The sequence below is a fragment of the Corynebacterium sp. S7 genome (genome assembly GCF_054401105.1).
The window spans coordinates 1,692,897-1,705,680 of the sequence record NZ_CM136760.1 but is presented as its reverse complement, the minus strand read 5'-3'; the positions used below and the strand labels follow the sequence as shown (position 1 = coordinate 1,705,680).

The following is a 12,784-nucleotide window of genomic DNA, read 5'->3' as shown; positions in this document are numbered from 1 at the left end:
GCTTAACTGTTTTGTTACATTTGACGTACCATCGGGATTTGTGTGTTTACCAGTGCACGCCTCCCGCGCACAGCAATATGATGCTTGATTCGTAGTTCGATTCGGAGCGCGGCAAGCATGATCATCACGTGAACGATTAATAGTTGAGGAGATACCTCCGTGTCCGTTACTACCCGGCGCAACGGCGAGAGTAACTCGAAAAGAGCGTGGCCCAAACGGGCTCTAGCTCTTTTCGTGCTCATCGTCGCGGTTGTGTATGCATTGGTGTTTTTCACCGGTGATCGCTCGGCAACCCCCAAGCTCGGCATTGATTTGCAGGGCGGTACCCGAGTGACGTTGGTCCCTCAGGGAGAGCAACCTACCCAAGATCAGCTGGACCAAGCGCGCATTATTTTGGAAAATCGTGTTAATGGCATGGGCGTTTCCGGCGCGCAGGTTGTCGTCGACGGCAACACTTTGGTCATCACAGTGCCAGGGGAGGACACTGCAGAGGTCCGCAGTTTAGGCCAGACTTCTCAGTTGATGTTTAGGCCTGTCGCACAGCTCGGAATGCCAGATACCACCGCGTATCCCGAAGTACTGGGCCAAACTGCCAATGACTGGGTGCGCTACGGCGTGTTGTCAAAGGAAGATGCCCAGGCTTCCATCGACGAGGCGATGCAGGTCATCAACTCGTCGCTCGGTGAGGCGGAACCGCTACCGACACCGGTAATTGACGCAGAGCCTTTGCCGGAACCTGCGAATTCGATCGCGGCGGGTGAGTTCCGTCAGCAGGTCACAGACATGCTTCGCGACGATCGCCAATCCGAAGACCCGACCCAACAGCTTGCAGCACTGCAGTTGATGCGCTGCGACGCATCCGGTTCGCAGACTGCTTCTGGCACGGATCCTCTCGCTGGTACCGATGTGCCCGAGCGTCCGCTGGTTAGCTGTGACCCTAATTCTGGACAGCCAATGGTGTTGGATCCAGTGCCACTGCTCTCGGGTGTAACGGATCCGAATGGTCCGCGTTTGACTGGTGAACAGATTGATACCAACCAGCCAATTACCGGTGGTTTTAACCAGCAGACCGGCCAGATGGAGATTAGCTTCTCCTTCAAGCAAGACGGCGAATTCAATGGTTCGCAGACGTGGGCGGAGCTGACCAGCGCATACCTGGGCCAGCAGATCGCAATTACCCTTGACTCTGAAATCATCTCCGCACCTCAGATCCAGGGGGCAACCCCTGTGGGGCAGGCCACCTCGATTACGGGTGATTTCACCCAGGAAGAGGCAACTGCGCTGGCAAATAACCTGCGCTATGGTGCACTTCCACTGTCCTTCGCCGGCCAAAATGGCGAACCGGGTGGCACAGCAATGACAGTTCCGGCGTCCATGGGTGCGGCTTCATTGCAGGCTGGCCTGATTGCTGGTGCAGTCGGTCTCCTTCTCGTGGCAATCTTCGTGTTCTGGTACTACCGGATGTTTGGCTTTGTCTCGATTTTCACTTTGTTCGCTTCCGGCTTGCTGGTCTACGGCTCGCTTGTTCTGCTGGGCCGGTGGATTGGTTACTCCCTTGATCTCTCGGGTGTTGCTGGTCTGATCATCGGTATCGGCACAACCGCGGACTCCTTCGTTGTTTTGTATGAGCGCATCAAGGATGAGGTCAGAGCAGGCAAGACATTCCGCTCGGCCACCCAAAGAGGTTGGGATCGGGCTAAGCACACGATTGTTACCGGTAACATGGTGACCCTGATCGGTGCCGTGGTGATCTACTTCCTTGCTGTCGGCGAGGTCAAGGGTTTCGCCTTTACTATGGGCCTGACAACTGTATTCGACCTGCTGGTGACCTTCCTGGTCACAGCACCATTGATGATCCTGGCTTCGCGGAAGTCATTCTGGGCGAACCCGAAGGTCAACGGCATGGGTAAGATGTTCGCACTTGCACAAGCAGACCGTGATGCCGGTCGAGATCCTGAGGCAGAGGCGCACAAAGCACAAGCGTCTTTGTCAACAACAACCTCTGCTGAAAGCGAGGAGAAGTAGTTATGACTGCATCAGTTGCACAACCCACTCCGTCTCAGGATTCTTCGAAGAATTCGCCTAAGAAGATGTCCTACTTTGACAAGTTGTACACAGGCGAGGGTTCCATCGACTTCATCGGACGCTCAAAGCTTTGGTACACCATCACCATCGTCCTTCTGGTGGTCAGTATCGGATCGATGTTGTTCCGCGGCTTTGACCTCTCCATCGATTTCCAGGGCGGCACGAAGCTGTCCATGCAAGCCGGTGATCTGGTCGCCGAGCAAGTTCAAGACACGTTCGTCGAGGCTACGGGTGTGACCCCAGAGCTGACCCAGATTGTCGGTGCGGGCGATGCCCGGACCTTGGAAATCACTTCTGAGCACCTCAGCCAAGAGCAGATTGATAACGCACGTCTTGCTATCTATGAGCAGTACCATCCAGTCGATGCGGCTGGCGTAGCCACACCCGATGCGATCGGCGATTCCACTGTGTCGGAATCATGGGGCTCTACCATTACCGAGCGCATGATCTTGGCACTCGTGGTCTTCCTGATCGTCGCTGCAGTCTATGTTGCGATTCGTCTCGAACGTGAGATGGCAGTAGCAGCAATGGCCGCCTTGGTCGTCGACGGCGTTGTCATCATGGGAATTTATTCTCTGTTTGGCCTTCAGGTCTCGCCAGCGACGATTATTGGTTTGTTGACCGTGCTGACCTTCTCTATTTACGACACCGTGATTGTCTTTGACAAGGTGAAGGAAAATACCTCCGGGGTGCTTGATTCAAGACGTTCGACGTACGCGGAGGAAGCCAATCTCGCCGTCAACCAAACTGTGATGCGTTCGATTTCGACATCGGTGATCTCGGCGTTGCCAATTATTGCGTTGCTCGTCGTCGCAGTGTGGATGCTCGGCGTAGGTACACTGCAAGATTTGGCGATAATCCAGCTGATCGGTGTCGTCGAAGGTGTTTTCTCCTCTCTATTCTTAGCTACGCCAATTCTGGTGTCGCTGATTAACAGCCAGAAGAAGTACAAGGAGCACAACAAGGCAGTTGCGGAATTCCGTGCCTCAGGCAAAGATATTTCTTCAGCAGATGCTGACGCGCAGGTGGAGAATAACGATTCAAAGGCGAAGCGCACCGTGGAAACACCAGGTTCGCGCTCGCAGGGTTACGGCCGAGGCGATGGGATAGGCGGGGCAGGCAACCACCAAGCCTCGTGGCGCCCTGGCAAGAATTAGGGAAAGCCGGGCAACGAGACCAGGAAGTATAAAAAGTGAAGCGCTTTAAGACGATGACGGCCCTAGCCGGAATGGTTACTGCAGCCTCGATTCTGGCTGGCTGCTCGCTCTCTGGACCAACGAGCGTGTTTTCGGAGCCAGGCTCCAAAGACATGTTTGGGTACCAGATTTCTCAGGAGCTCATCACCTCGAACGCTGGATCCAACGTTGGCGTTTCCACCAACGCACAGCTACTTTCGGGACGTCTTTACCCGGCCGTTTTTGTTGCTGGTCCGAGCGGACAAATGATCCCGAACACCGATGTGGCACGGGCACAGGTCCTGCCCGGCCGCAACAGGCAGGTTGTCTACACAATCGAATCGGACGCCACGTTCTCCGATGGTCAACATCTGACCTGTTCGGACTTTCTCTTGGCATATACGGCCGGAACTCATCCGGACATCTTTGGTGCTCACTTACCTCTGATGGATCAGATCGACCATGTTGATTGTCTCCCCGGCGCCAAAGAATTTACCGTGGTGTTCAAGGAAGGCCAGGGTGACCGGTGGCGCGAGTTGTTTGGCCCAGGCACCGTACTGCCTGCCCATGCCATTGCTAAGCGGCTTGGAATGGACGCCAACACTTTCGCTCAGGCGCTGGAATCAGAAGAACCCGCTCAACTGGCACCGATTGCGGAGATCTGGAGGGACGGCTTCAATCTGGCTAATTTTGATCCCGAATTACAGGTCTCGTTCGGTCCGTTCAAGATTGACTCTGTCGGCGAGAGCGGGGAAGTCACCCTAGCTAGAAATGAACACTTCAAGGGCGATCCTGCGGCAGAAGAAAAGCTGGTTGTGTGGCCTGCAAGCGCGAACTCTGCCGAGCTCGTCCAGGCTGGTGCCCTGCGTGTCGCGGATGTCCCTACCAGCTCGCCGGAGTGGTTGGATCTCAATGCCGAGGGAAACCCTTATACCGTGGAATCGATGGTTGGCGAGCTGACGGAATCCCTGAGTTTTGCGGATACCGGTACCTGGGCCGTCCCTGAAAACCGCCAGGCCCTGTCAAAATGCGTGGATCAAAGGGCAGTAGCGCAGGCCTCAAGCAATGTCTCTGGGGTGGAGGTGCCACCTGTGACAGTCCAGGTCGCGAGGCATTCTGATCCGGTTGCGCGTCAGCTCGAAGACAACGCAGAGGAACGTTTAGCAGTCGACATCGAAGCTGCACGTGCAGCGGGTGGCACGGAACTGCGCATCGGCTACTCGGTACCCGATGAGCGCAAGGCTGCCATGGTCGACGAGATTAAGAAATCATGTGAGCCAGCGGGTATCACCGTCATCGATGCCACTGAGGGGGGAAAGACGCTGCAGGACCTCGAGCCTGGCAGTAATTCCATCGACGCGTACCTTGGCGCTATCGACCCAATGTCGGAATTCAATTCGGCAGCCGTAAACTTGTCTAATGTGCAGGCGCTGCGCGGACACGAGGCATATTTCTGGAAAGAGCTTCCCACCCTGCCATTGTCTGCACAACCCCGTACATTCATAGTGGACCAGAACGTGGATAACGTTGTGGCGTACACAGGTACCACCGGTATCGGGTGGAACATGGACCGTTGGCAATCGAGAGATTAGGAATCGACAAGTGCCCCAAAATAAGTATGCAACCGCCCGTGAAGCGCTCACTGACAAGATGCGCTACGTTCAGGACTTCCCAGAAAAGGGCGTTCTGTTCGAGGACCTGACTCCAGTGCTCGCGGACGCTGACGCATTGCAAGTTGTTGTCGACGAGCTCTCTGAAGCATGCGAGGAGTTTGGCGCAGACGTCATCGGCGGACTTGACGCCCGAGGCTTCCTGCTCGGCTCGGCCGTTGCCTATAACTTGAAGAAGGGCATTCTTGCGATTCGCAAGAAGGGCAAGCTTCCGCCTCCCGTCCTGTCCCAGTCATACGAGACGGAGTACAGCAAGGCCGCCTTGGAGATTCCTGCAGACGGTGCGGATATCCACGGAAAGAATGTTGTGCTTGTCGACGATGTCCTGGCTACCGGTGGAACCTTGATTGCCGCGACAAAACTTATCGAGAAAGCTGGTGGCACTGTCACCGGCTATGTCGTAGTTTTGGAAGTTGAGGATCTTGGGGGCCGCGAGCGGTTGGATGGTAGACCTTTGGTTGTGTTGAATGACGCAGCTAACAATGAAGGGTAGTAGGCTTTATAGACTAGCTATTTTTCACAAACCTTCAGGGGGCGACGATGACACAGGAAAGATCTCAACGGCTCCCCGGTATGAGAAGCGTCTCTGCGCGATTGGCGCGTTCTTTGACCGGGGGGCGCACCCGAGTCAACCCTGTGTTAGACCCGTTGTTGTCTATTCACCGGCAGTTCCATCCCAAAGCGGATGCGGAACTTCTGTCGCGCGCGTATGACACTGCTGAGCGTTTGCATGAAGGGGTCTACCGCAAATCGGGGGATCCCTACATTACTCACCCTCTTGCGGTGGCTACCATCTGTGCCGAAATTGGCATGGACACCACAACCTTGGTTGCAGCCCTGCTCCATGACACGGTGGAAGATACAGACTATTCCCTTGATGATCTCACGGCTGATTTTGGTCCCGAGGTTGCTCGTCTAGTTGACGGTGTGACAAAGCTGGACAAGGTTGCCTTAGGCGCTGCCGCCGAGGCCGAGACGATCAGGAAAATGATCGTCGCCATGGCCCAGGATCCGCGCGTGCTGGTCATCAAGGTCGCTGACCGGCTGCACAACATGCGCACCATGCGCTTCTTGCCACCGGAAAAGCAGGCGAAGAAGGCACGCCAAACCCTCGAGGTGATTGCGCCGCTGGCACACCGCTTGGGTATGGCGAGCGTGAAGTGGGAGCTCGAAGATCTCTCCTTCGCTATTTTGTACCCGAAGAAGTATGAAGAGATTGTTCGCCTCGTCGCCGATCGTGCTCCCTCTCGTGATCGCGCCTTGAAAGAGATTTCGGAGAAAGTTTCTGCAGAGCTCAAGGCCAATAACATCAAGGCCGAGGTGAAGGGGCGCCCGAAGCACTATTGGTCGATCTACCAAAAGATGATTGTCCGGGGACGAGAGTTCGACGAGATTTTTGATCTGGTCGGAATTCGAGTGCTCGTCGATACTGTCAATGATTGTTACGCGGCTATTGGCGTAGTGCATTCCATCTATTCGGCAATGCCCGGGCGATTCAAAGATTATATTTCGAATCCTCGTTTCGGGGTGTATCAGTCGCTGCACACCACAGTGATGGCCGACAGTGGTCGGCCTTTGGAGATCCAGGTTCGTACGCATGAGATGCACTACAATGCCGAGTTCGGCGTTGCTGCACACTGGCGGTACAAGGAAACTAAGGGTTCGCACAAGGGTGACCAGGCTGAGGTCGACCAGATGTCGTGGATGCGGCAGCTGCTGGACTGGCAGAAGGAAGCTGCGGATCCCAACGAGTTCTTGGACTCGTTGCGCTACGATCTGACCTCCCAGCAGATTTTCGTATTTACGCCGAAGGGCGATGTGGTCAACCTGCCGGCGGGTTCAACCCCGGTGGACTTTGCCTATGCAGTACATACCGAGGTCGGGCATCGCTGTATTGGTGCCAAGGTCAACGGAAAGCTCGTTGCACTTGAATCGACGTTACAGTCAGGCGACCGTGTCGAGGTGTTTACCTCGAAGGATCAAAATGCTGGCCCGTCACGCGATTGGCAGGACTTCGTGGTCTCGCCGCGTGCGAAGGCGAAGATTCGCCAGTGGTTCGCCAAGGAGCGTCGTGAAGAGCACCTGGAAGCTGGCCGCGATGCCCTCGCCGCCGAAGTACAGCGCGGTGGTCTTCCGATGCACCGTCTCTTTACTGCGGAGTCGATGAAGTCGGTAGCCAAGCAGCTGCACTATCCAGACGTGGACGCGCTGTACACCGCCATCGGCGCCGGAACCGTATCGGCGCAGCACGTCAGCCATCAGCTCATGGCTCGCTTCGGCGATGAAGACGACGCCGTTGATGCGTTGACTGCGCGCACCCCGTTGTCCAAGCTTGTTTCCCAGGAGCCGAAGACTACTGGTGAAGCTGGGGTCCTAGTCCAGGGCAGTCCGGATGTGATGGCGAAGCTGGCTAAGTGCTGTCAGCCGGTTCCAGGCGATGACATCATTGGATTCGTCACCCGTGGCGGTGGGGTTTCGGTCCATCGCAGCGATTGCACGAATGTGCCGAAGCTCCAGGAAGAACCAGAGCGTCTGATCGAGGTGTCATGGGCCGGGAGCGGTTCGCAGGGCGGTGCCTTCGTGGCCACAGTTCAAATCGAGGCGTTGGATCGTCACGGTCTGCTGGCGGAGCTCACGCGTGTGCTCACGGATCAGAAGTTGTCCATCAGTGCGTTGAGCTCGCAGCTTGGCGACGATCACATCGCCACCATTCGACTTACCGTGTCGGTGTCAGACACGAAACAGTTGGGTGCTTTGATGAATCAGCTGCGCAATATCGAGGGTGTCTTCGATATCTATCGCGTGTCAGGGTAAGTCTAAAGCTATACTTGAGAGTTAAGCCGATCAGGCTACTCTCAGGTTGCTCCAAGATGAACTCTTAAAGCACAGTAGGTGACAACCTGCGCAAATAGAAAATCCTCCTCTGCACAATGTCTGGGCTTCATAAAGAATGTAAAGGTTCTGATAAACCCGTACATTTTTAGAGGAGACATTCCCGTGTCCAAATTCCGTCGTATCGGCCACCTGCTGGCTGCTACCACCACTACCGCACTTGTTTTCCAGGGTGTTGCCATTGCTGATGCCCAGGACGGCTCTGCAAATCTGGTAAAAATCTCGATTTCCAACTTCACCGATTTCCACGGCTACCTGCAGGGCGACTATAACGCGGCTGCACCGAAGTCTGGTCAGACCCTGGGTGCTGCCAACATTGCCGCGCTGGTTGAGTACGTAAACAGCGACGCCGATGGTTCGATCGCTACTACCACCGGTGACAATGTCGGTGGTTCCGCGTTCGTCTCCGCAATTGCTAACGACGAGCCAACCATCGACGCGCTCAACGCAATGGGCATTGAAGTCAACGCCGCAGGTAACCACGAGTTTGACAAGGGATTCGACGACTTGACTGGTCGCCTCATCCCTCGTTTCAATTCGCCAATCCTGGGCGCCAACGTCTACTACGAGGATGGCACCCGAGCTCTCGAGCCATCCATGGTCAAAGATATTCAGGGTGTGAAGGTCGGCATCGTCGGCACCACCTCGAACCTGACCCCGCAGAAGGTTTCCCCAAGTGCAACTGCTGGCCTGGAAATCCGTAATGCATCTGACGAGGCAAACAAAGAAGCTAAGCGCCTGAAAGATTCTGGCGAAGCTGACATCGTTGTTGTTTTGCAGCATGATCCTGCCGAGATTGACAACCTGAATATGGACCCAGCCTATGTTGACTTCCTCTTCGGTGGTGACACTCACCTGCAGCAGCTGGACAACACGGCGGCCGTTCCTTACGCGCAGTCCTGGGAGTACGGCAAGATGGTGACCGACCTGGATATCACCTACAACAAGGACACCAAGGAAATCGTTGAGCTTGGTGCGAAGCAATACAACGCAGAGAATTTCGCAACTCTCAATCTGACCCCGAACGCTGAGGTTCAGGCCATCGTCGATAATGCCGTGGCACAGTCGAAGGAACTGGGTTCTGAGGTAATTGCAACCACTACCGAATCCTTCTACCGTGGTTCCAACCCGGGTAATACAGCAGGCTCGAACCGTGGAGTTGAGTCGACCGCAAATAACATGCTGGCTGAATCCAACCGCCAGGCAATGGATACCTTCCTCGGTGGTGGCCAGATTGATCTGGGCTTGATGAATGCGGGTGGCGTTCGTGCTGACCTTCCAGCAGGCAATGTCACCGTAGAGCAGGCTGTGACCATGCAGCCTTTCGGCAACGAGCTTTCCTACGCAACCCTGTCTGGCCAAGCAATCCTGAACGCGCTTGAGAATCAGTGGCAGGACGGCAATGAGCGCCCACGTTTGTCCATGGGTGTTTCTGACAACGTCAACTATGTCTACGATCCTTCTGCTCCAAAGGGATCTCGCATGACCCACGTGACCATTAACGGTGAGGCTCTTGATCTCAACCGTGACTACAAGGTGGCAACCTCGACCTTCATGTTTGAAGGTGGTGACGGATTTATCAACCCTGCAGACGTTCGTGATCAGGTTAACGTAGGCTACATCGATTACCAGGCGTTCCAGGATTACCTGAGCACTGGTGATGCGGCAGTGCGCCAGGGCCAGGGTGAAGTTGGCGTTGTGCTTCCTGAAGGTGGCCTCGTTGCAGGTGCCAAGAACACAATCGCGCTTTCTTCCCTGAACTACTCCACCGCGGGTGAGCCAATGGCTAAGACCGTGACGGTGCGCATTGGTGATACGGAAGTATCTGCACCGATTGATAACTCGACCACTGATGCAGACAATGGGATGGGCGAATTTGGCCGTGCCACCGTAGAAATCGATCTGCCTGCTGGCCTGACAGGTGAGCAGCAGTTGATCATTTCCACCGATACTGGCACGCAGATCTCTATGCCCGTTTCCTTTGGTGCCAAGGAAAATCCAGCACCCTCCGGATCTTCCCTGAGCAGCTTGGGCGCTCTGAGCAGCATGAGCAGCCGCTAAGCAAGACACATGTAGGGGCGAGGTCCGCGGTATCTGTGGGCCTCGCCTTTCCTGTGCCCTCTACTTTTGAGAGTGGGGCAGAAAAAATCCGCGCCCTTCGTGAAAGGGCGCGGATTATTTTCGTACTACGTCAGCAAATTAGAGGAAGTACTTGGTGATGAAGGAGAATGCAGCACCGAGAGCAGTGATAACAGCGGTGAAGACACCGATCCAGCTCTTGAGCTCGACTGGATCGCCCCAATTGATGCTGCTGCCCGTATCGTTCTCGGAGTCAGTCGAGGAACCATTATCATCAGCAGGATTCTCGCCATCAGTTTCACCAGCAGGATCCTGCTCACCGCCAGGATTCTCGCCATCAGCGGCATAAGGCGTAAAGGACGAAGAAGTCAATTCAGAAGAGCCCGTTTCTGCATTTGCAACGACGGTGCCTGCGGTTGCAACGGTGAGAGCGGTTGCAACTGCAACGAGAGACTTACGAAGCTTCATGTGTTTCCCATCTATCAAGCCTTGAATACTAACAAAAATCAAAGGCGCTACGATTACCGTTTGGTAACTATAGCCGGGGCCATCGAGGGTTGCAACATGAATCGCACAGAAAGTTCCCAGTTACACAATGGTCTTACCTGCATAAACAAAATTTCTCACAGGTTTATTATTAGCTCGCCACCGTTGCCGAAGTGATTCGGACTTCCTTTGCTGGAGGTCCATCCTGTGCACCCTGCTGGGAATTTGCGGCATCGACACCCTCTGCTGCAACGGCGTCGAGTGTGGCTAGGCCTTCGTCGTTAATTTGCCCAAAGTAGGTGTACTGCGGTGGGAGGCCGCCGTCGCCGTAGTTGAGGAAGAACTGGGAACCGTTGGTATCCGGGCCCGCATTAGCCATGGCAATCGTGCCACGTTCGTAGATGACGGGCGTATTCGTATCCTGGGCTTCATCGGTTGGGTACTCGTTGGCGAATTCGAAGCCAGGACCGCCGGATCCGGTGCCGGAAGGATCGCCACACTGCAAGACCTTCAGGCCCTCTGTGGTGGTTAGGCGGTGGCAGACGGTGTCGTTGAAGTACTCGTGATCGGCGAGGTACTCAATTGCGTTGACGGTACAAGGCGCGACAGCGCGGTCAAGTTCCATACCAATCGGACCTGCCGTGGTGTCTAGATTCACGGTGATGGTGCCCTCGGTAGAGATGTTTTCGGTGGGTGGTCGGCCCACGTCGCGTGCTGCCTCGCCGGCATCGTTGTACTGACACGTCACGGTGGCAGGCAGGGCAGTGGCGCGCTCGGTAGCCAATGCTTGGTAGCCAGCAAGCGGATCGCTTTGCTGCGTGGTGGTTTCCTGAGTGGTGGATTCTTCAGCTACAACGTTCTTGTCTCCGCTGTACGTTGTTGCCCAATAAATGCCACCGCCGATAGCCGCGATGACCACTGCCGCAAGCGCCGCAACGGTAATGGGCTGACGCTTTTCCTTGCGGTCGCGGGCGTTTAGTTCACCCTCAAGTTTCTTGAGGGCGTCTTTTCCACGCTGTTCGTTATTACTCACCGGGTTGAAACCTCGCTGCCTTATGTGGGACCTACGGAAGATATACGTTAACACTCTACTGGTTCACACTGCCGCAGTGAGCGTGGCGGGTTAGGTGTGATCTCGCTACAGTGGGGCGCATGGCAAACGTAACTTTTAAGAATGAACCAGCAACCACCATCGGTGAACTTCCTGCAGTAGGCGATCAGCTTCCAGCATTCGATCTTGTGGGCACCGATCTCGCTTCAGTGACCGATAGTGCATTTGACGGCAAGCGCCTCATCCTCAACATCTTCCCATCCTTGGACACCGGCACGTGTGCAGCTTCGGTGCGCGAGTTCAACAAGCGCGCAACTGACTTGGACGAGGACACTACCGTGCTGTGCATCTCCAAGGATCTGCCATTCGCCCATGAGCGTTTCTGCACATCGAACGGCATCGAAAATGTTGTTAACGCATCTGCGTTCCGTTCTTCCTTCGGCGAGGATTACGGCGTGACCTTGCTGGATTCTCCACTGCAGGGCCTGCTGTCTCGTTCGGTGATTGTCACCGATGAGAACCACAAGGTTATTTACACCCAGCTCGTTGGCGAAATTTCTGAGGAGCCAGACTACGATTCCGCACTTGCAGCGCTGAACTAAAACAACTGCTGCTACCTGCCCGGTTCACACAAGGTGTGGGCCGGGTTTTCGTCGTAAAGCGGGCTTGTCTCCGGCATCTACTATGCTGTGCCCATGGATATTTCGGGTTTTGCGGCAGGGCCGTACAAAACCAATACGTATGTGATCACTGAGGGCAATGAAGCCATCGTGGTGGATCCCGGCATGCATGCCCACGACAAGGTCGTTTCTTTGCTGGACGCAAGCGGGGCATCACTGAAGGCGGTGTTGCTGACTCATGGACATATTGACCACAGCCGCGATGCGGGGTCATTGGCCGCGAAGTACGACATTCCTGTTTACATCCATGAGGGCGATGAAACTTACCTCAAGGGTGCGGAGGGAGTGCGCGCGGAAACGCTGATGCTTTTCGATGTAGAGCACATGATTCCGGTGCGCGACCTGCGCCATTTGGAAGACGGGCAGGAATTGGACATCGCGGGAGTCCAATTGCGTGTTGCCCATGCTCCCGGCCATACGCGGGGCAGTGTGCTGCTCATACACGATGAGGTTGTTTTCACTGGTGACGTACTCTTTCGAGGCACCATTGGCCGGACGGATTTTCCGGATTCAAATCATGAGGATATGGTGCGTTCACTTGCAGGTCCGGTGTGGGAGCTGGACGATAAGTTGGCCGTGTTGCCCGGGCACGGTCCCACAACATCTGTGCGTGGCGAGCGCACTACCAACCCATATCTCATTCAAGCAAAGCAGAACGGCTAAACT

The 12,784-nt window shown here is 55.3% G+C and carries 10 protein-coding genes; 8 read left to right on the top strand and 2 right to left on the bottom strand.

The features are described from left to right. The first annotated feature begins 159 nt into the window (after positions 1–159). The 6 genes from secD (at position 160) to ACXZ66_RS08125 (ending at position 9,883) form a co-directional block, all read left to right on the top strand. The gene (gene secD, locus ACXZ66_RS08150) at positions 160–2,025 is read left to right on the top strand and encodes a protein translocase subunit SecD (protein WP_458748001.1); all 1,866 of its coding nucleotides are present in this window, start codon (positions 160–162) and stop codon (positions 2,023–2,025) included. A gap of 65 nt (positions 2,026–2,090) precedes the next feature. After that, a complete protein-coding gene (gene secF, locus ACXZ66_RS08145) occupies positions 2,091–3,242 on the top strand; it encodes a protein translocase subunit SecF (RefSeq protein WP_458751332.1) in 1,152 nt (383 codons plus the stop codon). Positions 3,243–3,277: 35 nt separating this feature from the next. Next, positions 3,278–4,852, top strand: a complete 1,575-nt coding sequence (locus ACXZ66_RS08140; protein WP_458747999.1) for an ABC transporter substrate-binding protein — start codon at positions 3,278–3,280, stop codon at positions 4,850–4,852. A gap of 10 nt (positions 4,853–4,862) precedes the next feature. Then, positions 4,863–5,423 carry an adenine phosphoribosyltransferase gene (locus tag ACXZ66_RS08135; RefSeq protein ID WP_458747997.1) on the top strand — a complete coding sequence of 187 codons (561 nt, stop codon included), beginning with the start codon at positions 4,863–4,865 and terminating at the stop codon, positions 5,421–5,423. Positions 5,424–5,470: 47 nt separating this feature from the next. Continuing rightward, positions 5,471–7,744 carry a RelA/SpoT family protein gene (locus ACXZ66_RS08130; protein WP_458747996.1) on the top strand — a complete coding sequence of 758 codons (2,274 nt, stop codon included), beginning with the start codon at positions 5,471–5,473 and terminating at the stop codon, positions 7,742–7,744. A 183-nt stretch (positions 7,745–7,927) separates the two neighbouring features. Further along, positions 7,928–9,883 carry a bifunctional metallophosphatase/5'-nucleotidase gene (locus ACXZ66_RS08125; protein ID WP_458747995.1) on the top strand — a complete coding sequence of 652 codons (1,956 nt, stop codon included), beginning with the start codon at positions 7,928–7,930 and terminating at the stop codon, positions 9,881–9,883. A 138-nt stretch (positions 9,884–10,021) separates the two neighbouring features. On the opposite strand, the gene ACXZ66_RS08120 is transcribed toward ACXZ66_RS08125, so the two are convergent. Together ACXZ66_RS08120 and ACXZ66_RS08115 are read right to left on the bottom strand one after the other, a co-directional pair. Further along, positions 10,022–10,369 (bottom strand): hypothetical protein, encoded by a 348-nt coding sequence (locus tag ACXZ66_RS08120; RefSeq protein ID WP_458747994.1) that lies wholly within the window; start codon positions 10,367–10,369, stop codon positions 10,022–10,024. A 169-nt stretch (positions 10,370–10,538) separates the two neighbouring features. After that, positions 10,539–11,420, bottom strand: coding sequence for a peptidylprolyl isomerase (locus tag ACXZ66_RS08115; protein ID WP_458747992.1), 882 nt, complete (start codon positions 11,418–11,420; stop codon positions 10,539–10,541). A 119-nt stretch (positions 11,421–11,539) separates the two neighbouring features. Here ACXZ66_RS08115 and tpx point away from each other — a divergent pair, with 119 nt between their 5' ends. Together tpx and ACXZ66_RS08105 are read left to right on the top strand one after the other, a co-directional pair. Continuing rightward, positions 11,540–12,040 (top strand): thiol peroxidase, encoded by a 501-nt coding sequence (gene tpx, locus ACXZ66_RS08110; protein ID WP_458747990.1) that lies wholly within the window; start codon positions 11,540–11,542, stop codon positions 12,038–12,040. Positions 12,041–12,133: 93 nt separating this feature from the next. Continuing rightward, positions 12,134–12,781, top strand: a complete 648-nt coding sequence (locus ACXZ66_RS08105) for an MBL fold metallo-hydrolase (RefSeq protein WP_458747988.1) — start codon at positions 12,134–12,136, stop codon at positions 12,779–12,781. Positions 12,782–12,784: the final 3 nt, after the last annotated feature.

Bases quoted from the DNA above. Each gene is read 5' to 3' on its own strand.
- secF (WP_458751332.1), top strand. From the start codon at position 2,091: ATGTCCTACTTTGACAAGTTGTACACAGGCGAGGGTTCCATCGACTTC.
- ACXZ66_RS08130 (WP_458747996.1), top strand. From the start codon at position 5,471: ATGACACAGGAAAGATCTCAACGGCTCCCCGGTATGAGAAGCGTCTCT.
- ACXZ66_RS08120 (WP_458747994.1), bottom strand. From the start codon at position 10,369: ATGAAGCTTCGTAAGTCTCTCGTTGCAGTTGCAACCGCTCTCACCGTT.
- tpx (WP_458747990.1), top strand. From the start codon at position 11,540: ATGGCAAACGTAACTTTTAAGAATGAACCAGCAACCACCATCGGTGAA.
- ACXZ66_RS08105 (WP_458747988.1), top strand. From the start codon at position 12,134: ATGGATATTTCGGGTTTTGCGGCAGGGCCGTACAAAACCAATACGTAT.